Annotated in this window: 20 protein-coding genes; 9 read left to right on the top strand and 11 right to left on the bottom strand. The window is 67.5% G+C overall.

The window, feature by feature from the left end; all coding sequences use genetic code 11:
- Window positions 1–11: 11 nt before the first annotated feature.
- The 6 genes from AC3FJ6_RS15355 to AC3FJ6_RS15330 are packed head-to-tail and all read right to left on the bottom strand — an operon-like array spanning window position 12 to window position 6,213.
- Complete coding sequence (locus tag AC3FJ6_RS15355) at window positions 12–1,304, bottom strand: CaiB/BaiF CoA transferase family protein (RefSeq protein ID WP_488772692.1); 1,293 nt, start codon at window positions 1,302–1,304, stop codon at window positions 12–14.
- A 35-nt stretch (window positions 1,305–1,339) separates the two neighbouring features.
- Window positions 1,340–2,233: a MaoC family dehydratase gene (locus tag AC3FJ6_RS15350; RefSeq protein WP_488772691.1), complete on the bottom strand. Its 894-nt coding sequence runs from the start codon at window positions 2,231–2,233 to the stop codon at window positions 1,340–1,342.
- 12 nt (window positions 2,234–2,245) lie between these two features.
- Window positions 2,246–2,653: a Zn-ribbon domain-containing OB-fold protein gene (locus tag AC3FJ6_RS15345; protein WP_153949418.1), complete on the bottom strand. Its 408-nt coding sequence runs from the start codon at window positions 2,651–2,653 to the stop codon at window positions 2,246–2,248.
- Between the two features lie 14 nt (window positions 2,654–2,667).
- The gene (locus tag AC3FJ6_RS15340) at window positions 2,668–3,834 is read right to left on the bottom strand and encodes a thiolase domain-containing protein (RefSeq protein ID WP_153949419.1); all 1,167 of its coding nucleotides are present in this window, start codon (window positions 3,832–3,834) and stop codon (window positions 2,668–2,670) included.
- Between the two features lie 34 nt (window positions 3,835–3,868).
- Window positions 3,869–5,002 carry an acyl-CoA dehydrogenase family protein gene (locus AC3FJ6_RS15335; RefSeq protein ID WP_488772690.1) on the bottom strand — a complete coding sequence of 378 codons (1,134 nt, stop codon included), beginning with the start codon at window positions 5,000–5,002 and terminating at the stop codon, window positions 3,869–3,871.
- A gap of 17 nt (window positions 5,003–5,019) precedes the next feature.
- Window positions 5,020–6,213: an acyl-CoA dehydrogenase family protein gene (locus tag AC3FJ6_RS15330; RefSeq protein WP_488772689.1), complete on the bottom strand. Its 1,194-nt coding sequence runs from the start codon at window positions 6,211–6,213 to the stop codon at window positions 5,020–5,022.
- A gap of 222 nt (window positions 6,214–6,435) precedes the next feature.
- Here AC3FJ6_RS15330 and AC3FJ6_RS15325 point away from each other — a divergent pair, with 222 nt between their 5' ends.
- Both AC3FJ6_RS15325 and AC3FJ6_RS15320 read left to right on the top strand, forming a co-directional pair.
- Window positions 6,436–7,965 (top strand): class I adenylate-forming enzyme family protein, encoded by a 1,530-nt coding sequence (locus AC3FJ6_RS15325; protein WP_488772688.1) that lies wholly within the window; start codon window positions 6,436–6,438, stop codon window positions 7,963–7,965.
- Window positions 7,962–8,945, top strand: a complete 984-nt coding sequence (locus AC3FJ6_RS15320; protein ID WP_488772687.1) for a tripartite tricarboxylate transporter substrate binding protein — start codon at window positions 7,962–7,964, stop codon at window positions 8,943–8,945. The genes AC3FJ6_RS15325 and AC3FJ6_RS15320 overlap by 4 nt, the downstream gene beginning before the upstream one ends.
- 92 nt (window positions 8,946–9,037) lie before the next feature.
- Here AC3FJ6_RS15320 and AC3FJ6_RS15315 read toward each other — a convergent pair whose 3' ends face one another.
- Window positions 9,038–9,832 carry an enoyl-CoA hydratase/isomerase family protein gene (locus tag AC3FJ6_RS15315; RefSeq protein ID WP_488772686.1) on the bottom strand — a complete coding sequence of 265 codons (795 nt, stop codon included), beginning with the start codon at window positions 9,830–9,832 and terminating at the stop codon, window positions 9,038–9,040.
- Between the two features lie 172 nt (window positions 9,833–10,004).
- Between AC3FJ6_RS15315 and AC3FJ6_RS15310 the strand changes: the two genes are divergently transcribed.
- Window positions 10,005–10,907 (top strand): LysR family transcriptional regulator, encoded by a 903-nt coding sequence (locus AC3FJ6_RS15310; protein WP_153949424.1) that lies wholly within the window; start codon window positions 10,005–10,007, stop codon window positions 10,905–10,907.
- Window positions 10,908–10,948: 41 nt separating this feature from the next.
- On the opposite strand, the gene AC3FJ6_RS15305 is transcribed toward AC3FJ6_RS15310, so the two are convergent.
- The 4 genes from AC3FJ6_RS15305 to AC3FJ6_RS15290 all read right to left on the bottom strand — a co-directional run bounded on the left by AC3FJ6_RS15305 (window position 10,949) and on the right by AC3FJ6_RS15290 (window position 15,954).
- Window positions 10,949–12,481 carry a class I adenylate-forming enzyme family protein gene (locus AC3FJ6_RS15305; protein ID WP_488772685.1) on the bottom strand — a complete coding sequence of 511 codons (1,533 nt, stop codon included), beginning with the start codon at window positions 12,479–12,481 and terminating at the stop codon, window positions 10,949–10,951.
- 167 nt (window positions 12,482–12,648) lie between these two features.
- Window positions 12,649–13,611 carry a Bug family tripartite tricarboxylate transporter substrate binding protein gene (locus tag AC3FJ6_RS15300; RefSeq protein ID WP_153949426.1) on the bottom strand — a complete coding sequence of 321 codons (963 nt, stop codon included), beginning with the start codon at window positions 13,609–13,611 and terminating at the stop codon, window positions 12,649–12,651.
- A 145-nt stretch (window positions 13,612–13,756) separates the two neighbouring features.
- Window positions 13,757–14,743, bottom strand: coding sequence for a tripartite tricarboxylate transporter substrate binding protein (locus AC3FJ6_RS15295; RefSeq protein WP_488772684.1), 987 nt, complete (start codon window positions 14,741–14,743; stop codon window positions 13,757–13,759).
- A gap of 23 nt (window positions 14,744–14,766) precedes the next feature.
- The gene (locus AC3FJ6_RS15290; RefSeq protein WP_488772683.1) at window positions 14,767–15,954 is read right to left on the bottom strand and encodes a CaiB/BaiF CoA transferase family protein; all 1,188 of its coding nucleotides are present in this window, start codon (window positions 15,952–15,954) and stop codon (window positions 14,767–14,769) included.
- Between the two features lie 211 nt (window positions 15,955–16,165).
- On the opposite strand from AC3FJ6_RS15290, the gene AC3FJ6_RS15285 reads away from it, so the two are divergent.
- From AC3FJ6_RS15285 to AC3FJ6_RS15260, 6 genes are all read left to right on the top strand, one after another.
- A complete protein-coding gene (locus AC3FJ6_RS15285) occupies window positions 16,166–17,725 on the top strand; it encodes a long-chain-fatty-acid--CoA ligase (protein ID WP_488772682.1) in 1,560 nt (519 codons plus the stop codon).
- Window positions 17,726–17,800: 75 nt separating this feature from the next.
- A complete protein-coding gene (locus tag AC3FJ6_RS15280) occupies window positions 17,801–18,985 on the top strand; it encodes a lipid-transfer protein (protein ID WP_488772681.1) in 1,185 nt (394 codons plus the stop codon).
- A gap of 11 nt (window positions 18,986–18,996) precedes the next feature.
- Window positions 18,997–19,452 (top strand): MaoC family dehydratase N-terminal domain-containing protein, encoded by a 456-nt coding sequence (locus tag AC3FJ6_RS15275; RefSeq protein ID WP_488772680.1) that lies wholly within the window; start codon window positions 18,997–18,999, stop codon window positions 19,450–19,452.
- Window positions 19,449–19,865, top strand: coding sequence for a MaoC family dehydratase (locus tag AC3FJ6_RS15270; RefSeq protein ID WP_488772679.1), 417 nt, complete (start codon window positions 19,449–19,451; stop codon window positions 19,863–19,865). Before AC3FJ6_RS15275 ends, AC3FJ6_RS15270 begins: the two co-directional genes overlap by 4 nt.
- Before the next feature lie 20 nt (window positions 19,866–19,885).
- A complete protein-coding gene (locus AC3FJ6_RS15265; RefSeq protein WP_153949432.1) occupies window positions 19,886–20,716 on the top strand; it encodes an SDR family NAD(P)-dependent oxidoreductase in 831 nt (276 codons plus the stop codon).
- Between the two features lie 28 nt (window positions 20,717–20,744).
- Window positions 20,745–21,893, top strand: a complete 1,149-nt coding sequence (locus AC3FJ6_RS15260) for an acyl-CoA dehydrogenase family protein (protein WP_488772678.1) — start codon at window positions 20,745–20,747, stop codon at window positions 21,891–21,893.
- Window positions 21,894–21,913 lie beyond the last annotated feature (20 nt).

Below are 21,913 nucleotides of genomic sequence, written 5' to 3'. Positions count from 1 at the left end.
TCGGGAGCCGGCTAGAGCACGCCCTTGGCGCGCAGGTCCGCCACGGCTTGCGGCCCCAGCCCCAGGCATTCGCGCAGCACTTCGTCCGTGTGCTGGCCCAGCGCGGGCGGCGCGTGGCGCAGCGTGGGCGGCGTATCGGACAACCGTAGCGGACTGGCGGTGGAGCAGATGCGGTTCACGGTGTCCGCCTCTGGACGGTCGGACGTCGCATAGCGATACTGCTCCACACGCAGCCCGCGATGCTGCACGTGCGCGTCGGCGAACGCCTGCCCGATGTCGTTGATCGGGCCGCAGGGCACCGACGCCGCCTCGAGCAGGCCAATCCATTCGTGGGTAGGCCTCGCGCGCGTGACATCGCACATCATCGGAATCAGCGTGTCGCGATGGGTGACGCGAGCGCTGTTGGTGGCGTAACGCTCGTCGCGTGCCCAGTCGACATCAGCCACTTCGCAGAAACGCGCGAACTGGCCGTCATTGCCGATGGCCAGCAGCATGTTGCCGTCCCGGGTCGGAAAGTCCTGGTATGGCACCACGCTCGGATGCACATTGCCCTGCCGCGTCGGCACGACGCCCGCGTTCAGGTACCCGGCGCCCTGGTTGGCCAGTACCGCCATGGCCACGTCGAGCAGCGCGATGTCGATCTGCTGGCCGCGCCCGGTGTGGTGGCGGGCCTCGATCGCGCCAAGGATGGCCGTGGTGGCATACATGCCCGTGAACACGTCGATCACCGCCACGCCTACGCGCAACGGGCCGCCGCCCGGTTTGCCATCGGGCTGGCCCGTGATGCTCATCAGCCCGCTCATGGCCTGCACCAGCAGGTCATAACCGGGCCGTGCGGCATAGGGCCCGGTCTGGCCGAACCCGGTAATCGAGCAGTAGACCAGGCGCGGGTTCAGCGCGCCGAGCGTCGCGTAGTCGAGCCCGTAGCGCTTGAGGCTGCCGGTCTTGTAGTTCTCGATGACCACGTCGCTCTGCTGCGCCAGTTCGCGCACCAGCTTCTGGCCCTCGGCCGTGGCGATGTCCACGGTCACCGAGCGCTTGTTGCGGTTGCACGCCGCGAAGTAGCTGGCCTGGCGCGTGGGTCCGTCATCGCCATCCAGGTACGGCGGCCCCCAATGCCGGGTGTCGTCGCCGGCGCCGGGCTTCTCGATCTTGATGACGTCGGCGCCCATGTCGGCCAGGTTCTGCGTACACCATGGACCCGCCAGCACGCGCGACAGGTCCAGTACGCGCAGATGGCTGAGGGCGCCGGTCTGCCGCGACGGCGGCGGCAGGCCGTGGGTGGGTTCGTTGGAAGCGGTCATAGCGAAGAAATCAGGCGAATTGGGCGGGCGGGCAATCAGGCAATCTCGGCCCAGCCATGGCTGAGCACGACCTTGTCGCGCTCCAGCACCCTGGCGCGCAGCTGGAACTGGCCGGCATGTTGCGGGTCGCGCCAGATCTCCGTCACCAGCGTCTCCCCGGGGAACACCGGCGCGGCAAAGCGGATATCGAACGCGCGCAGCCGTGCCGGGTCATGCCCCGCGCATTGGCGCAGCAACGCGTGGGCCACCAGCCCGTAGCTGGCCAGGCCATGCAGAATCGGCCGCTCGAATCCGGCTGCGCCGGCCACGGCAGGATCGGCGTGTAGCGGATTAAAGTCGCCCATCAGGCGGTACAGTAGCGCCGCCTCGGGCCGCGTGGGCTGGGTATCGACGAAATCGGGCGGACGGTCTTCGGGCACCGGGCGCAGTGCCGGCAGCGGTTCGTCGCTGGGTTGGCCGCCATCGAGCGAGCTGTAGCCGCCGTCGCCGCGCAGGAACGACACTTGCTGGATGGTGGCCAGCAACTCGCCTTGTACGGTTTCCAGCCGGCGCTCCGTGACCATGATGGCGCCTTTGCCTGCGCCCTTGTCGGTCAGGTGGGTGATGCGGTTATGACCCACCACCTCGGCATCGGCGGGCAGCGGGCAATGCAGCCGCAGCCGCTGCTCGCCGTGCAACAGCTTGACCCAGTCGATGCCGGTATCGGGCTCGCGGGCCCAGAAGCCGGGATAGCCCAGCACCACGGCCTGCGACGGCAGCGCGCGCAGCCCGCCCGGCGTGCCTTCGTAGACGAAGGGCAGGGCCGACCCGTTCATCGGGTCGTTGCCCAGGCCCAGGCTCAGCGCGTACAGCATGGTGTCGCGCATCGTGTAGTGCTGGCGCACCGGGGGAAAGGCGCGGTTGCGCAGGTGCTGGTAGCGGATGGCCATCGGCTGCTCCGCTCAGGACGCTTCGGCCGGCGCGAAGACGGGCACGGGCGCGCCGCCTTCGGTCTCGGCAAATCGCACCTTCACGCGCTGGCCGATGCGCACGCTGTCCAGGTCCGTATCGACGATATGGGTGAGCATGGTCACGCCTTCATCGAGCTTCACATAGGCGATGCAGAACGGATTGGGGCCCGCGCGGCGGGTGATGCTGAACGAGTAGATCTCGCCCAGGCCGCTGGCGTCCTTCCAGTCGGTGTCGCCCATGCAGAACGGGCACAACGCACGCGGATACCAGTGGGGCTTGCCGCACGACTTGCAGTGGCGCACCAGCAGGCGGCCTTCGCGGGCGGCTTGCCAGAACGGCGCGTTGTCGGGCAGTTCGTCCGGGGACTTGAGAACGGTGGGAACGTAGGGAGTGGTCATGGTTAGCCTCGCGCTTATTCGCGTTCCAGGATCAGGGTGGCCGAGCCATGGCGCGATCCCATGTAGCCGCCGGTCCCCTGGGCCAGCGCAAGCTGGCAGTTCTTGACCTGCACGGCCGGATGGGCCTCGCCGCGCAGCTGGCGTACGGCCTCGATCACCTTGGTGATGCCGCCGCGGTTGGCCGGGTGGTTGTTGCACAGCCCGCCGCCATCGGTGTTGACCGGCAGCTTGCCCACGCCCGAGATCAGGTTGCCGTCCATCACGAACTTGCCGCCTTCGCCTTTCTTGCAGAAGCCCAGGTCTTCCAGCTGCATCAGCACGGTGATGGTGAAGCTGTCGTAGATCGATGCGTACTGGATATCGGACGGGGTGACGCCAGCCTCGGCAAAGGCTGCCGCGCCGGACACGCGGGCGGCCGACCATGACAGGTCCACCTGGCCGCCGAGCAGGCCCTTGACGTGTTCGCCCGCGCCCAGCACCTTGATCTTCGGCCGGTTCAGCTTCGCCGCAATCTCGGGGCGCGCCACCACCAGCGCACCGCCGCCGTCGGATACCACGCAGCAGTCCAGCCGGTGCAGCGGGTCGGAGATCATCGGCGAGTTCAGTACGTCCTCGACCGTCACCAATTCACGCAACATCGCGTTGGGGTTGTGCTGTGCGTGATGCGAGGCGGCCACCTTGATCCACGCCAGCTGTTCGGGCGTGGTGCCGAACTCGTACATGTGGCGCTGCGCCACCATCGCGTACAGGTTGACGGTGACGGGGCTGAACGGCGCCTCGAACGGCTGGTCGGGCAGGTTCGCGCCCCAGTTGCGGGCCTGCGTGCCGCTGGAGCCCTCCGAGCGTGGACGCCCGGCCAGCGTGATCAGCGCCACGTTGCACTTGCCGGCGGCAATCGCCTGCGCCGCGTGCGAGACGTGCGCGATATAGGACGATCCGCCCATTTCGCTCGAATCCACATGGCGCGCGTTCAGTCCCAGGTAGTCGACCATGTTGACCATGCCCAGGCCGGGCGCGTCGCCCGCGCAGAAGTAGCCGTCCACGTCGGCCAGCGTCAGGCCGGCGTCTTCCAGCGCGCCGCGGGCGCTTTCGGCGTGCAGTTGCGGCACGGTCTTGTCCGGTGCCTTCCGGGTCGGGTGCTCGTAGGCGCCGACAATGTATGCCTTGCCATGGATGCTCATGGATGTGTCTTCCTTCTGATGTCTGGTGTGCGGATCAGGCCGCCATGGGGGCGATGGGGGCGATAGGGGCCATGGAGGCGCTGTAGCGTTCCCTGTGCAGGTCGGTGTCGCCGAGCAGCACATCGGTCATGGCCAGCGCCTTGAAATAGTCGCCAACTTCGAGTTCGTCGGTCATGCCCATGCCGCCATGCAGCTGCACGGCCTGCTGGCCGACAAGGCGTGCCGCGCGTGCCGTGACCACCTTGGCGGCCGATACCTTGCGACGGCGTTCGTCGGCGTCGGTGGCATCCAGCCCCTGCGCGGCCACGTAGGCCATCGACAGCGCCAGTTCCTTCTGCAGCAGCATGTCAGCCATGCGGTGCTGCAGCGCCTGGAACGATGCCAGCGGCTTGCCGAACTGCTTGCGCGCGCCCAGGTATTCGGCAGTGATCTCGATCAGCCGCTCCATCGCGCCGGCCGCCGCCGCGCACTGCGCGGCAATGCCGTGGTCGATGCCGAGTTCGAGCGCCTGCAGCCCGTCGACGGTGACCAGCGTGGCCGGCACATCGGTCAGCTTCAGGTCCGCGCCGGTCAGGCGGTCGATGGTCGGGTAGGCGGTCACGGTCAGCCCCGGCGCGTCGCGGCTGACCAGGAACAGCGCCAGCGTGCCATCGAGCTTCGCCGAGACCAGGTAGGTATCTGCCGCACCGCCATGCCACACCACCGACTTCGCGCCGCTCAGCACGTAGCCGTTCGGCCCGCGCTGGCGCGCCACGGTCTGCGCCGCGTCCAGCCGATAGCGCGTGGCGGGTTCCAGATAGGCCAGCGCCAGCACCTTGCTGCCATCGGCGATGGCGGGCAGCCATTCGGCCTGCTGCGCGGCCGACGCATGGTGCGCCAGGATGGCCGTGGCAATGGCCGCCGGAATTACGGGCTCCTGCACCAGCCCGCGGCCCAGTTCGCGTTGCACCACCACCTGGCTGGCCGCGCCCTCGCCAAAGCCGCCGTGGTCCGCCGGAACGGTCAGGCCCAGCACGCCCATGTCGGCCAGTTGCCGCCACGTGGCACGGTCGAAGCCGCCGTGCTCGCGCGCATTGCGGCGGCGATGTTCGAACGAATACTCGGATGCGACAAAGCGGCGCAGGCTGTCGGCCAGCATCTGCTGTTCTTCGCTGTAAGTGAAATCCATGCCTGTCGTCCCCTGCGTTAGAAACCGATGATCATCTTCGAGATGATGTTTTTCTGGACTTCGGTCGAGCCGCCGTAGATCGTGGTCTTGCGCATGTCGTAATAGGTGGATGCGGCGGGCGCGGCCCAGTCCGGGCCGCTCACGGGCTGCGGCACGCCGGGCTCCATCCAGTCCGGCGAATACGGCCAGCCATTCGGGCCAGCCACTTCCATCTGCAGCATCGCAATGTCCTGCTGCAGTTCGGAGCCTCGAATCTTGACGATCGACGCCTCGGGACCGGGTGTGCCGGCTGCCTGGGTGGCGACGCGCAGCAGCAGCATTTCAAGCGCCAGCAGATCCATCTCCACGCCGGCGATCTTGTCGCGCATGCGCAGGTCCTCGATCAGCGGGCGGCCCCGGCCGTCGGTGGTCTCGGCCGCGTAGTGCCGCAACTGGCGCAATTCGCGATAGCAGTGGCCGATGCCGGCAATGCCGGTGCGTTCGTGCCCCAGCAGGTACTTGGCGTAGGTCCAGCCCTTGTTTTCCTCGCCCAGCAGGTTTTCCACCGGCACCTCGACGTCCTCGAACCAGGTTTCGTTCACGTCATGGCCGCCGTCCAGCGTCTTGATCGGCCGTACCGTCACCCCCGGCGACTTCATGTCGATCAGCAGCATCGAGATGCCTTCCTGCGGCTTGGCCTCGGCGTCCGTGCGTACGAGGCAGAAGATCCAGTCGGCAAAGTGGGCCATCGTCGTCCAGGTCTTCTGACCGTTGACGATGTACTTGTCGCCCTTGCGCACCGCGCGGGTCCGCAGCGATGCCAGGTCGGAGCCGGCGCCGGGCTCGGAATAGCCCTGACACCAGAAGTCTTCCACGGTCGGGATGCGGGGCAGGAAGCGGGCCTTGTGCTCGGCGCTGGCGTACTTCATCAGCACGGGGCCGATCATCGTCAGCCCGAACGGCAGCATGCGCGGCGCGCCGGCGCGAAGGGTCTCGATCTCGAAGATCAGGCGCTGCAGCGCGTTCCAGCCCGTGCCGCCCCACTCGGTGGGCCACGTCGGCGCCCCCCAGCCCTGGGCGTGCAGGATGCGGTGCCAGCGCACATAGTCGTCCTTCTCCACGCGGCGATGGCCCAGCACCTTGTCGCGGATGTCGGCGGGCAGGCTGGTCCGCACAAAGGCGCCGACTTCCTCGCGAAAGGCTTCTTCTTCTCTTGTGAAACGCAGGTCCATGAACTGTCTCCGGTCAGTGAAAACGATTCTATGGGCGTGTACGCCACGCTGGTTCGAGATTGCCGAATCCAGCCTTCCGGATACCGAAATGCGCGGCCGCCGCATTCCGCAGCGCGGTTTCAGGCCAGCGAAGCCGGCCCTTGTGATTTACGAATGGCGCCTGCCCGGCTTTGGCGCCATGCTGCGCGAACCTCTTCATCGCATTCAGCAAGGACGGCTAGCGTGACCACCCGGATTCATGAGCTGCTTGACCATTGGTTGGCCGAGGCCCCCGATCAACCGTTTCTCCACCTGCCGGACGGCCGCAGCCTGAGCTTTGCCGATCTGGGCGCGCTGACGGACACGGCCGAGGCGGAACTGCGCGAACTCGACGTGCGGCCCGGTGACCGCGTGATGGTGGTGGCCGAGAACTGTCCCGAGCACGCCGCGCTGATCCTGGGGTGCAGCCGCGTGGGCGCGTGGTCGTGCGGCGTCAATGCCCGCATGGCCGACGGTGAGATCGATGCCTTCGCCGCCCGTGCCGATGCCCGGCTGGTGTACTTCACCGCCGCGGCGTCGCGCGCCGCCGCCGCGCACGCGCAACGCTTCGGGGCCGCACCGTCGTCGCTGCCGGGCATGCATCGGTCGGCGGTGCGTGCCGATGCCCTGCAGGAGCCGGCGCCGCTGCGCGACGACGTGGCCGCCCTGATCTTCACATCGGGCACCACGGGCGAGCCCAAGGGCGTGATGCTGACGCATGACGCCCTGATCCATTTCGCTCGAGTGACGCGCGATGCCCGCGCGCTGGGGCCGGCCGACCGCAGCTATGCCTTCGTGCCGATGACCCATATCTTCGGCCTGGGCACGGTGCTGCTCAGTTCGCTGCTGGCCGGCGCCCAGCTGGTGATGCGGCCGCAGTTCGATCCCGCCGATCTGCTCGACGCACTGGCCCGTCACGGCGTGTCGCAGTTGCAGGGGCCGCCCACGCTGTTCTCGCGGCTGCTGGCTTACCTGCAGGAACAGGGCATCGCGCAGCCGGTGGCTCCGGCGCTGCGCTATCTCTACACCGGCGCGGGTCCGCTCGACCTGTCGCTGAAGACGCGCGTGGAAGCAACGTTCGGCCTGACGCTGCACCATGGCTATGGCCTGTCCGAATATGCGGGATCGGTCCATGTGACGCGTCTGGGCGAGCAGCGCGCCGATACCAGCGCCGGCTATGCCGTGGCCGAGGCCGAGGTGCAGGTGACGGATCCCGCCACCGGCCAGCCATTGCCGCTGGGCCAGCGCGGCGAACTCTGGCTGCGGGGCAGGGGGCTGATGCCGGGCTACTTCCGCGATGCGGCGGCCACCGAAGCGGTGATGCGCGAGGGCGGCTGGTACGCCAGCGGCGACCTCGGCGAGATGCATGCCGATGGCGCGCTGTTCGTGGTCGGTCGCCTCAAGGAGATGATCATCCGCTCTGGTTTCAACGTCTACCCGGCCGAGGTGGAGGCCGCGCTCAACACCCATCCGAGCATCCAGCGGTCCGCCGTGGTCGGCGTGGCCGAGGGCGACGGCAACGAGGAGATCGTCGCCTTCGTGGAACTGCGCCCCGGCGCGGCGCTGGAACCGGAAGCGCTGCGCAGCCACTTGCGCGGCCGCCTGGCGCCGTACAAGCGGCCGGCGCGCATCGTGGCGCTGGCCGAACTGCCCACCAATAACAACGGCAAGATCCTCAAGCGTGTGCTGCAGGAGCAGGCCGGTTCGATGTCGACCCAAGGAGACCCAGCATGAACCCATCGTCCGCCATGCGCCGACGCCTGTTGGCCGCCGGCCTGTTCGGCGCCGCGGCGTACCCGTTTGCGTCGTTCGCCACGGAAACGTGGCCGGCCAAGCCCGTGCGCGTGATCGTGCCATTTCCGCCTGGCGGTCCGGTGGACAGCACCGCGCGCATCTTCAGCCAGAAGCTGGGCGAGATCTGGAAGCAACCGATCGTCATCGACAACCGCGCTGGCGCGGGCGGCACCATCGGCGCCACCATCGCCGCCAAGGAAGCCCCCGATGGCTACACGCTGTTCCTGGGGTCGATCCATCACGCGGTCAACCCATCGCTGATGGGCAAGCTGCCGTACGACATCGAGAAGGACTTTGCGCCGGTCAGCTTTGCGGCGATGTTCCCGGTGTTCGTCGTCGCGCATCCGTCGGTGCCGGCCAGCAACATCAAGGAACTGATCGCCTACGCCAAAAGCGGCCACACGCTGGCCTACGGGTCGTCAGGCAATGGTGGCGGCACGCACCTGGCGGGCGAGCTCTTCAACATGGAAGCGGGTACCAAGCTGCAGCACGTACCGTACAAGGGCAGCGGGCCGGCCATGAATGACCTGCTGGGCGGCCAGGTGCAGCTGATGTTCAGCGATGCGCCTACCGCGCTGCAACATATCAAGTCGGGACGCATCAAGGTGCTGGGCGTGGCCAGCCGCAAGCGTTCGGGCATGTTGCCCGACGTGCCGACCGTTGCCGAATCGGGGCTGCCCGGCTACGAAGCCTACTCCTGGGCCGCACTGTTCGCGCCGGCCCAGACGCCGAAGCCGATCCTCGACAAGATCAATGCCGATTTCAACGTCGCCATGAAGGACGCCGGCGTCAAGCAGCGGCTGCTGCAGGCTGGCGCCGAAGCGGACGCCGGCACGCAGGACCAGATGCGCCAGCGCCTGCACAGCGAAATCGAGAAGTGGCGCAAGGTGATCCAGACGGCGGGGATTACGGCGGGGTGAGCGTCAAGCCAATGCGATATCCGCCGTTATGCGCTCCCCTCTCCCACGCCGTGGGAGAGGGGAGCAAACCTGAGTGAGATGGCAGCAAAACATCAGGCAGCCGAACTTGGCCACTGGAACAGCGGCGGCTCTTTTTCCTTGAAGCGGCGCACGGCCTCGTGGTGGTAGTCCGTGGTAAAGGCGATGCCCTGGCCGAGCGATTCCAGCTCCAGCATGGCGCGCACGTCGGCGCCGTTCGACTGGTTCAGCGCCCGCTTGGTCAGCGCGAACGCCGTCGGCGACGTCCCGGCCAGTCCACGTGCCAGCTGCCCGGCGCGTGCGTGAAGCTGGTCCTGTTCGACGATCTCGAACACGGCGCCAATCTGCCGGGCTTCTTCGGCGTCGACTTCGCGCGCGCTGAAGACCAGGTCCCGGGCGCGTGCCATGCCCACCACGCGCGGCAGCGTGTACAGTGCGCCGCAATCGGGCACCAGGCCGACCTTCATGAACGGCATGCAAAAGCGCGCGCGCGGCGTGGCCACGATGAAATCGGCCAGCAATGCCAGGCTGAACCCGGCGCCGTACGCCACGCCATCCACCGCGGCCACGACCGGGCGGTCCAGATCGACAAGCAGGGCGATCCAGCCGTGCAGGTCGTCCATGCGATTGCGCCCGGCGTCGGCAGCGGTGACGTTCATCGCACGGATATCGCCGCCGGAGCAGAAGTCGGTGCCGGCGCCGCGCAGCACCACGGCACGCACCGTACGATCGGCGCGGATCTGCTGCACGGCTTCGCGCAGGGCGTCGCGCATCGGACCGTTCAGTGCGTTCTTGTTCTGGGGGCGGTTCAGCGTCAGCGTGGCAATGCCGTCGGCGATGTCCACCAGCAGGGTCTGTTCTTCTGCCATCGGGTGTCTCCATGAGGGTTCGATGACACAGCTTGACCGATGCGCGGCCGCGCGGCTATTTGCATGTTTTGAATCCGGCATTCGCCGGCAGTGAAGGCCTCTCGGTAATTGCGAGAATGGAAAAAGTGCCGGCGTTCGGGGGATAATCGCTGGTTACCCTGGAGACAACGACATGCGCTTCGATCTGGTCGATCTGAATCTCTTCACGCATATTGCGGAAGCCAGCAGCCTGACCCGCGGTGCAGAACGTTGCCACCTGTCGCTGCCGGCGGCCAGCACGCGCATCAAGAACCTGGAAGAGCAGGTGGGCGTCAAGCTGCTGAGCCGCAGCAGCCAGGGCGTCAAGGTCACGCCCGCCGGCGAGACGCTGCTGGCCCACGCGCGCCGGGTGCTGCGGCAGATCGAGCAGCTCAGCGGCGACCTGCAGGAGTACGCGTCCGGCATCAAGGGGCATGTGCGGGTGTTCGCCAACACCACGGCCATGAGCGAGTTCCTGCCGGGGGTGTTGCGTACGTACCTGGTCAATCATCCCGACGTGACCGTCGATATCCGCGAGCGGCTCAGCCCCGACATCGTGCGGGCCGTGCAGGAAGGCATGGTCGATATCGGCATCGCCGCCAGCGGCGTCAACATGGACGGGCTGGAGGTGATGCCGTACCGGCTGGACCGCCTGGTGCTGGCCACGGCGCTGAGCCACCCGCTGGCCCAGCGCAAGCGGGTGCGGTTTGTCGAGACGCTGGACTACGACTTCATCGGCCTGCCCGAGGAAAGCGCGATCCACAACTTCCTGAAACGCGCGGCCTCCGACCTGCAGCGCCAGTTGCACTGGCGCATCCAGGTCAGCAATTTCGAGACGGCGGGCCGGATGATCGAGGCCAATGTCGGCATCGGCGTGCTGCCGGAGAGCACCGCGCGCCGCCATGCGCAGACCATGGCGCTGAATATCGTGCAGATCGAGGACGACTGGGCCGAACGCAAGCTGCAGATCTGCGTGGCGGACCTGGACGCGCTGCCGGTCTTCGCGCGCAAGCTGGTGGACCTGCTGGTGGAAGACGGCACCGGCAACCCGGCCTGAAGGCCGGGCGCACGGGCGCCCGGCTGCTTGGGTGCAGAAAGCTAGGCCATTTCGGCGACGATGCCGCGCAACTGGTGCTTGTGCAGCTTGCCGCTGGCGGTAGTGGGAATGGCCGGTACGCGCACGATCTGCGCGGGCCGCTTGTACGGCGACAGCCGCTCGGCAAGATAGGCGTGCAGTTCGGCAGCATCGAAGGTCTCGCCCTCGCGCAACTCCACGAATGCCACGATCTCCTCGTTGCCATCGGCCGCGGGCCGGCCAACCACGGCCGACATCCGCACCGACGGGTGCGTGTTGATGACCGATTCCACCTCGATCGGATAGACGCTGAAGCCCGAGCGGATGATCAGATCGCGCGTGCGCCCGACGATATACAGCGCGCCATCGGGCCCCAGCCGGCCGATATCGCCCGTGTTGAGCCAGCCGTCGGGGCGCAGGGCCTCCGCCGTCTGGATGGGGTCCCGATAGTAGCCGCGCATGACGCCCGGGCCTTTCACCCATAGCTCGCCAGCCGTGCCCGGTGGCACCGTTTCGCCATTGGCATCGACGATGCGCAGTTCGGCCCCCTCGACAATCTCGCCGGCCGAGCAGTCGCTGCGCGGGCGGTCCATGCGGGTGATGAACAACGAACCCGCGTATTCGGTCATGCCATAGCCATGGTGCAGCGGCTGGCCGAAGACGGCTTCGACGTTGCGCTTGAGCGTGGGCTCCAGCGGGCCGCCGCCGGTATAGAGATAGCGCAGCCGCGTGGGGTGCAGCGTGGCGATGCCCTGCTTCTGCAGGTGCACCAGGATGCGGCTGAACATGGCCGGTACGCCCTGCAGGATGGAGATCGCGTCGCGTTGCAGCGCGGCGCAGGCGTCGGTGACATTGAACCGGGCCACCAGGTACAGGCTGCCGCCGCCCTGGAAGGTTGCCAGCAGCAGCGTGGCGAGCCCGAAGATATGGGACATCGGCATCACCGCGTAGGCGCAGTCGCCCGGCCCGATCCTGCGGGTGTCGGCGGTGACGCGCGCATAGTGCAGCAGGCCGCGATGCGTGACCATCACGCCTTTGGGCTGGCCCGTGGTGCCCGACGTGTAGATCAGCGCGGCCACCTCGTGCGCCAGCGCCTGCGGCTCGCGCTCGCTGCGCGCGTCCACATCGGCAGCCATCAGCGGCCCCAGCCCCGGCGGGGCGATCTCGCGGGCGCGGTAGCGCAGGCCGTGGCGCAGCGCATCGGGGGACGCGGCGTGCGTGAACAGCATCAACCGCGGCGTGCAGTGCGCGCGGATTTCCTCGATCTCGCGCGCCGTCAGCCGGGCGTTGGTCACCACCGGCCAGGCGCCCAGTTCGGATAGCGCAAAGACCAGCGTGATGACCGCCAGGCAGTTTTCGCCGGTGATCATGACCCGGTCGCCGGTGCCGACGCCCTGGTCCTCCAGATACTGCCGCGCCAGCCCGACGCCTTCCCAGAGCTGCGCAAAGCTCACCGTGCGCTCGCCTTCATGCACGGCCACGTGGTCGGGCGCATGGGCGGCCCAATGGCGGGGAATGTCGCTGATGCGATTCGCGATGGCTCGGTCCTGCGGCATCTCGCTCAAGTCCTTTGCAGAGTGGATTTCGGAGTGGCGCCGGCCCCGCAGTCACACCGATGCCGGCTCGTCGCAGTGTATGGGCAGCCAGGGGGCCGCGCAATTCGCCATCGGGAAAGCGGTACTTCGCCGGGGTGGAACGGCGCGCCCCGGGGGGGGCGGCAAGCTTATTCCACCTCGATCCTGGCTGTCTTGACCACGTTGCCCCACAGGGCCAGTTCCTTCTTGATACGGTCCTGCAGCGGCGCCGGGCCGGTGATGTTCAGGTCGTAGCCGCCGTCGGCCATGCGGGCGCGGAACGCCGGGTCCTGGCCCACGGTCTGCTGGGCCTTGACCAGCCGGTCTGTCACATCGGCAGGCATGCCGAGCGGGCCGACCAGCCCGTACCAGCCGGTCAGGTCATATTGCTTGAGCCCGGACTCGACCAGCGTGGGCACCGTTGGCAGCGCGGCGTTACGGGTCTTCGACGTCACGGCCAGCGCGCGCACCTTGCCGCCCTGGATATGGCCGATGGCGGTGCCGGTGATGTCGAACATGAACGTCACCTTGCCGCTGATGACGTCGGCCATGGCCGGTGCGTTGCCTTTGTACGGCACGTGCAGCATCTTCACGCCGGTCATCTGCGCCAGCAGTTCGGCGGACAGGTGGTTCGAGGCGCCAATGCCGGCCGACCCGAAGCTCACATCGCCCGGATGCTTGCGCGCATACGACACAAGTTCGTCGACGTTCTTGGCCGGGAAGTCCTTGTTGATGAGCAGGACGTTGGTGTAGTCGGTAATCAGACCCACGTAGGTGAAGTCCTGCGCGGGCTTGAAGCTGACCGACTTCTGGATCAGCGGCGTCATCGTCATCGTGGGGCTGGCCACAAAGTAGAGCGTGTAGCCGTCGGGCTTGGCGCTGGTGGTCATGCCGGCCGCGATAGCGCCGCTGGCGCCGGCGCGGTTGTCGACGATGACCGGCTGCTTGAGCACGCGGCCCATGTAGTCCGCGTAAATGCGCGCGGCGGTGTCAACGGGGCCGCCCGGCGCATAGCCCACCAGCAGCCGCACCGGGCGCGAGGGATAGGTGTCGGCCAGGGCCGCTCCGTGGGCCAGCGCCAGCACGGCGCCGGCAAGCATGATTCGCAGCATGGTCTCCTCCTGTTTCTGTATCAGGCTGTTGTTGGGGAGACTTTGCGGCACGCCCGCCGGTCAGGCAATTTGCATTTGTTGAAGGTGGGCTTTGTTGAAGCGATAGCGGGCACGCCGGCCCGCTTCCCGCCTGCCCGTCAGGGCTTCAGTCGAGCTGGATGCGTGCCGTGCGCACGATTTCCGCCCATTTCGGGGTGTCGTTGCTGACCACCGTGGCCAGTTCGGCCGGGCTGGAGGCCACCGGCTGCAGGCCCATGGCGGCAAGCCGCTGCGACACGTCGGGCTGCTTCACGATGCGGCCGATTTCGGCCGCCAGCCGGTCGGCAATCGGCTGTGGCGTACCGGCGGGCAGGAAGATGCCGAACCAGCCATTGGGCTCGAATCCGCGCAGGCCGGCCTCCGAGAACGTGGGGACGGCTGGCAGCGCCGCGTGCCGCTGCGTGCCCGTGATGCCCAGCACGCGAAACTTGCCGCCGGCCAGGTAGCTGTTGGCCGACGTGACATCGACAAACGCGGCATCCACCTGACCGCCAAGGATGTCGCTGACCAGCGGCGCCGCACCCTTGTACGGAATATGGATGATGTCGATGCCGGCCTGGATCTTGAACTGCTCGCCATGCAGGTGCGACGACGTGCCGTTGCCGTACGAGCCGTAGCTGAGCTTGCCCGGGCTGGCCTTGGCCAGCGCGATGAACTCGGCAAGCGTGCGCGCGGGCACGCGCGACGGCACCACGAACAGGTCGGACGAACGCGCTACCAGCGACACGGGCAGGAAATCCCGCTCCACGTTGTATGGCATCTTCCGGTACAGGCTGGGCGACTGGATCATCGCGGTGATGGCCAGCAACAGCGTGTACCCGTCGGGCGCGGCCTTGGCGACGATGTCGTTGCCAAGGATGCCGCTGGCGCCGGGCTTGTTGTCGACCACCACCGGTTGCTTCCAGGCCTGCGCCAGCTGCTGCCCGATCAGCCGCGCGATGGTATCGGCACCGCCACCCGCCGGATACGGTACGACCAGCCGTAACGGCCGGCCTGGATAGGTGCTGTCGGCCCGGGCGGGCCAGCTTGCCAATGCCGCCGCGCCGCCCAATGCCGCGGCCTGGCCCATCCAATGTCTCCTGCTGTGCTGCATGTCAGTCTCCCAGGTCTGGTCTTTTATGTCGCGTCGCCCGGCGCGATGACGCCTGCGCGGGCCAGGGCGGTGACTTCGTCGTCGCCATAGCCCAGCTCGGCCAGGATGGCCCGGCTCTGTCGGCCAAGCGTCTCGCCGGCATGGCGATAGGCCGGCGGCGTTGCCGAATAGCGCACGGGATGGGCAATCTGCGGCAGCGTGTCCGCATCGCCCGGGTCAGTGACGGGCACATCGACCACCATGCGACGCGCACGCAACTGCGGATGGCAGGCGGACTCCTCCAGCGTGAGAACGGGTTCCACGCAGCAGTCCACCTTGGCAAACACCGCGCACCAATGCGTATATGGCTGGCTGCGGAACACGTGGGCGATCTCGCGCTTCAGGCGTGGCATGTCGGCGTGCGCCAGCGCGAACCATTCCGGATGCCCCATCGCATCGCAGAAGCGTTCCAGAAACTGCGGTTCCAGGCTGCCGACCGAGAAATGCCGGCCGTCGGCCGTGGCGTAGTAGTCATAGAAGGCGCCGCCGTTCAAGCGCTCCGACCCCGGGCGCGGAGCAGGGCCACCGGCCAGGTGGGCCGCACCCGACATGGCGTTCAGGCTGAACGCGGCGTCGGTCATGCTGACATCCACGTGCTGGCCCTCGCCGGTGCGGTGCCGGTGCGCCAGTGCCGCCAGGATGGCCACGCTGGCGTGCAGGCTGCCGCCCGCGATATCGGCCACCTGGATGCCCAGCGGGGCGGGATGGTCATGGCCGTTGTAGCTGGCCGCGCCGGCAATGGCCAGGTAGTTGATGTCGTGGCCGGCGCGGTCGCGGTAGGGGCCGTCCTGCCCGTAGCCGGTGATCGAGCAGTAGATCAGCGCCGGCTGGATGGCGCGCAACTGGTCGTAACCGAGGCCCAGACGGGTCATGACGCCGGGCCGGAACTGCTCGACCACGATGTCGTGCGTGCGCAGCAGCCGCTGCACGATCCCGATGGCCTCAGGCTGCTTGAGATCCAGTGCCAGCGAACGCTTGTTCCGGTTGAGCCAGGCGTGGACGGCCGATACGCCATGCCGTTGCGGTGCCAGCCGCCGCACGGGATCGGCACGCGTGGGGGCCTCGATCCGGATCACGTCGGCGCCCAGGTCTGCCAGCGCCAGGGTCGCGAACGGCCCTGGCAGCAGCGTCGAAAAGTCGAGAACCCTCAGCCCTGCCAGCGGTCCGCTCATGCCCGTGTCACCCGTCTGTTGAAGTCCGGCCGATTCTTTCATCGGGGGCGAGGGCTGTCTTGGTCCGTTCGGACCAATCGCACCGCAGCATGCAAATTGGTTCTTTCGGAGCACGACACGGCGCCGGCGCGTCCGTACAGTCGGTGCCCAGGACATGACATCCGCCGCCAGGCCATGCACCTGGCGTTCGCATCACATAAGGAGGCGACACATGTATCTGACGCAGGGGCTGCATCGCTGCATGCAGCAGACGCCGGACAGCCGTGCCACCGTCTTTGGCGGCCGCACCCGTACGTTCCGGGCATTGCATGACCGCGTGGCGCGGCTGGCCGGTGCGCTGCGGGCCCTCGGCATGGCGCCCGACGATCGCGCGGGCATGCTGGCACTGAACTCAGACCGCTATATCGAATACATGCTGGCGGTGTGGTGGGGGGGCGGCGTGCTGAATCCGGTCAATATCCGCTGGAGCGTGCCGGAGATCGTGTATTCGCTGGACGATTGCGATACCGGCATCCTGATCGTCGACGACCAGTTCGTGCCGATGGTGGCCGGCATCGTGGCCACGGCCAGGCGGCCGCCGCGCGTGATCTACGCCGGCGAGCGCGAAGTGCCCGACGGCATGCTCGACTATGAGGCGCTGATCGCCGGGGCCGGGCCGGTGGCCGACGTGTTCCGTGGCGGCGAGGACCTGGCCACGATCATGTACACGGGCGGCACCACCGGCAAGCCCAAGGGCGTGATGCAGTCGCACCTGAATCTGTGGGCATCGGCGGTCTCGCGCATGGCCGAGTTTCGCACCGGGCACGGCACCTTCGTATCGCTGCATGTGGCACCGCTGTTCCACACCGCTGCGATGGCGCGGGCCGTCGGGCATATCGTGGCCGGCGACGTGCAGGTGATCCATCCGGGATTTGCCCCGGCGGCGGTGCTGCAGACCATCGAGCAAGAGCGCATCGAGGAACTGATGATGGTGCCGACGATGCTGCAGGCCGTGCTCGACGATCCGTCCTTTGGCGATCACGACCTGTCGAGCCTGCAGCGCATCTACTACGGCGCCTCGCCGATTGCGGCCGGGGTGTTGGACCGCGCGCTGGCGGCCATGCCGGACATCGCGTTCTATCACGCCTATGGCATGACCGAGGCGTCGCCGGTCATCAGCGTCAATCCGCCCGACAACCATGGCCCGGCGGGCCGCGCCAGCGGCCTGTATCGCTCGGCGGGGCGCGCCGGCTTCGGCGTGACGATGCGCATCGTCGATCCGCAGGGCAACGAGCTGCCGCGTAATCGCGTGGGCGAGATCATCGTGCGCGGCGCCAATATCACGCGCGGCTACTGGAACCGCCCGCAGGAGACCGCGCAGGCGCTGCGCGACGGTTGGCTCTACACCGGCGATGGCGGCTACATGGACGAGGACGGCTACCTGTTCATCGTCGACCGGCTCAAGGACATGATCGTCACCGGCGGCGAGAACGTCTATTCGGCAGAAGTGGAGAGCGTGCTGTCGCTGCATCCGGAAGTGGCCAGCTGCGCGGTGATCGGCATTCCCGACGAACGCTGGGGCGAGGCCGTGCATGCGGTGGTGGTGCCGCGCGCCGGAATGTCGCCTACCGACGTGGCGTTGCGCGAGCACTGTCGCGCGGCGCTGGCCAGCTACAAGTGCCCCAAGAGTTTCGAGTTCCGGCCGGCGCTGCCGCTGTCGGCCGCCGGAAAGATCCTCAAGCGCGATCTGCGCGAGCAGTACTGGCGCGGCCAGGCGCGCCAGGTCAGCTGAACCGCTTTACCCGATTCCCCAGATTTCCCCGATTCCCCCGGTTTCACGAATTCCCCAATCTTCAAGGAAACGAACATGAGCAGGAAAGTGTTGGTTGCAGGCGTCGGCATGATTCCGTTCACCAAGGCCGGTGCCAGCGATGACTACCCGGTCATGGGTGCCAACGCGGCTCGCGCGGCGCTGGCCGATGCCCGCGTCGACTATGCGCTGGTGGAGCAGGCCTACGTGGGCTATGTGTACGGCGACTCCACGGCCGGCCAGGCCGCCATCTATGGCGTGGGGCTGACCGGCATCCCGGTCATCAACGTCAACAACAACTGCGCCACCGGATCGACGGCGTTGTTCCTGGCGCGCCAGGCGGTGGCCAGCGGCGCCATCGAGTGTGCCATCGCGGTGGGGTTCGAGCAGATGGTGCCCGGTGCCTTGAAGGGCGCCTATACCGACCGTCCGTCGCCGATGGCCCGCTTTGTCGATGCCATGCAGGCCATCCAGGGTTTTGATGAGGCCGCGCCGCGTGCCGCCCAGTTCTTCGGCGGCGCAGGCCGCGACTACATCAAGGAATACGACATCCGGCCCGATACGTTCGGCCGCATCTCGGTCAAGGCGCGCCAGCACGCTGCGCGCAATCCGTTCGCGGTGTTCCGCAATACGGTCACGCTGGAAGAGGTGATGGCGTCGCCGACCGTGTTCGACCCGCTGACGCGCCTGCAATGCTGCCCGCCCACCTGTGGCGCGGCGGCGGCCATCGTGTGCTCCGAAGACTTCGCGAAGCGGCACGGCCTGGATACGCGCGTGGCGATTCGCGCCCAGTCGATGACCACCGACCGCAACAGCACGTTCGACGAAGGCGACATGCGCAAGGTGGTGGGCTACGACATGACCCGGGCCGCCGCGCAGGCCGTGTACGAGGCATCGAGCGTGGCGCCCGCCGACATCGACGTGGTGGAGCTGCACGACTGCTTCACCGCCAACGAGCTGATCACGTATGAAGGGCTTGGCCTGACGCCCGAAGGCACCGCCGAGAAATTCATCCTCGACGGCGACAACACCTATGGCGGCCGCGTGGTGACCAATCCATCCGGCGGCCTGCTGTCAAAGGGGCATCCGCTTGGCGCAACGGGCCTGGCGCAATGCGCCGAACTGGTGTGGCAACTGCGTGGCCAGGCCCAGGACCGGCAGGTGGCGGGCGCGCGTCTGGCGCTACAGCACAACCTTGGCCTCGGCGGCGCCTGCGTGGTGACGCTGTACGAGCGTCAGTAAGGAGTCCCCCGATGCTGGACACGAAACATATCGGCACGGTGGTGTCGCGCCACGTGGCCGAGGTGGAAGCCGGACGCCTGCGCTTCTTCGCCAAGGCCACGGGCCAGGCGGACGCCCGCTACACCGATGCCGAAGCCGCCAAAGCCGCAGGGTATCCGGGGCTGCCGGTGCCCCCGACATTCCTCTTCTGCCTGGAAATGGAGGCGCCGAACCCGCGTGCCACGCTGGACCTGCTGGGCATTGATATTGGCCGCGTCCTGCATGGCGAACAGGCATTCCGCTACCACCGCATGGCGTTCGCCGGCGAGCGGCTGCACTTCGAGACGCGCATCGCGGACATCTACGAGAAGAAGGGCGGTGCCCTGGGCTTCGTGGTGCGCGAAACGCGCGTCACCGATGCCGACGGCGCCGCCGTGGCGGACCTGCGCAGCGTGGTCGTGGTGCGCAACAGCCAGGAGGCCGCATGAATCCGGTTCGATTCAAAGCACTGGAGGTGGGCAGCACGCTGCCGCCGTTCACCGCCGAGCCGCTGAGCCGGCTCACGCTGGCGCTCTACGCCGGGGCATCTGGCGATCACAACCCGATCCACGTCGATACCGACTTCGCCAGGCGCGCCGGCATGCCCGATGTGTTTGCGCACGGCATGCTGTCGATGGCCTATCTTGGCCGCCTGTTGACCAACTGGGCGCCACAGCAGGCGATCCGCGAGTTCTCGGTGCGCTTCGCGGCCATCACCCATGTGGGCGATGCGGTCTCGTGCACGGGCGTGGTCACGGAGAAGGACGAGGCGGCGGGGACGGTGCGCATCGCACTCACCACGCGCAATCAGCAAGGCGACATCAAACTGACGGGCGAGGCGCTGATCGCGCCCGGCCGCTGAACATCAAGGGAGACAACACAATGAGCAAGCTCAATGGCAAGGTTGCCATCGTATCGGGTTCGGGCCGTGGTATTGGCCGCGAGATTGCGCTGAAGCTGGCCGGCGAGGGCGCCGCCGTGGTGGTCAACGACCTGGACGCCGAGCCGGCGAATGCCGTGGTGCGCGAGATCGTGGCGGCAGGCGGGCGGGCCGTGGCCTGCACGGGCAGCGTCACCGAGGCGGACTTCGGCCAGCGGTTCGTACAGACGGCGCTGCAGTCGTTCGGCGCGCTCGACATCATCGTCAACAACGCCGGCTATACGTGGGACAACGTGATCCAGAAGATGACCGACGAACAATGGTCGTCGATCATGGACGTGCACGTGACGGCACCGTTCCGCATCCTGCGCGCGGCGGCGGACCATTTCAAGGAGACCGCCAAGGCGGAGGCCGAGGCCGGTCAGGAGATCTTCCGCAAGGTGGTCAATATCTCTTCGGTGTCGGGCGTGATGGGCAATGCGGGCCAGGCGAACTACTCGGCCGCCAAGGCCGCCATCAACGGGCTGACGCGCGCGCTGGCCAAGGAGTGGGGCCGCTACAAGGTCAACGTCAACAGCGTGGCCTTCGGACTGATCAAGACGCGCCTGACCGAAGCCGTGGCCGGAGACGGCAACAACTCGACCATCGACATCGCCGGCAAGGAGATCAAGGTGGGCGTCAATGCGCAGTTGATGAAGAACGTCGAGGCCATGATTCCGGTGGGGCGCGGTGGCACGCCGGCCGAGGCCGCCGGGGCGGTCTACCTGCTGTGCATTCCGGAGTCGAACTACATCAGCGGCCAGGTGCTGGTGGTGGGCGGCGGACGTCCCTGAACCGCGCGCTACGCAAAGGAGCACAGCCATGCCGACAAGCCAGAGCCCGTGGATGACGGAGGACCTGTCGATATTCCAGGACGCGATCCGCAAGTTCATCGAGCGCGAACTCGTGCCGCACGAGGAACGCTGGGGGAAGCAGCAGCATGTGGACCGCGAAACCTGGCGCAAGGCCGGCGAGGTCGGCATGCTCTGCGCCAGCATCCCCGAAGCCTATGGAGGCGGGGGCGGGTCGTTCGCGCATGAAGCGATCATCGCCTACGAGCAGGCGCGCGCCATGGCGACCAGCCTGGGTACCAACGTGCACAGCGCCATCGTGGCGCACTACATCCTGCGCTATGGCTCCGAGGCGCAGAAACAGCGGTGGCTGCCGAAGATGGCCACCGGCGAGATGGTCGGCGCGATTGCGATGTCGGAGCCCGGCGCCGGATCGGACCTGAAGAGCGTCAAGACGCGCGCGGTGCACGACGGCGCGCACTATGTCATCAACGGCTCTAAGACCTTTATCTCGAACGGCCTGCTGGCCGACCTGGTCCTGGTGGTGGTCAAGACGGACCCGGACAAGGGCGCGAAGGGCGTGTCGATCGTGGTGGTGGAGACGGCCGGGCTGGAGGGCTTCCGGCGCGGCCGCGTGCTGGAGAAGATCGGGCAGAAGGGGCAGGACACCGCCGAGCTGTTCTTCGACAACGTGCGCGTGCCCCGCGAAAACCTGCTTGGCGACGAGGAAGGGCGGGGTTTCTACCAGCTGATGCAGCAGTTGCCGCAGGAACGCATGGTGATCGCGCTGGGCGCGCTGGGGTCGATGGAGCGTGCGCTGGAGACGACTGTGGCGTACGTGCGCGACCGGCAGGTCTTCGGCGCGCCGTTGCTGGAGATGCAGAACACGCGCTTCAAGCTGGCCGAATGCAAGACACACGCCACCGTGGCGCGTGCCTTTGTCGATGACTGCATGGGCAAGGTGCTGCGCGGCGAACTGGCCGCCGAGACCGCGGCCATGGCGAAGTGGTGGTGCACCCAGAAGAGCTGCGAAATCATCGACGAATGCCTGCAGTTGCACGGCGGCTACGGCTACATGGCCGAGTATCCGATCGCCCGGCTCTACGTCAACGCGCGCGTGGGCAAGATCTACGGCGGGTCGAACGAGATCATGAAGGAACTGATCGCGCGGACGTTGTAGGCGGACGGGGCTTTCCTCCC

This window comes from Cupriavidus sp. 94F1, from assembly GCF_057798875.1.
The sequence above is the reverse complement of the archived record's forward strand: the minus strand, read 5'-3'. Positions and strand labels throughout refer to the sequence as shown.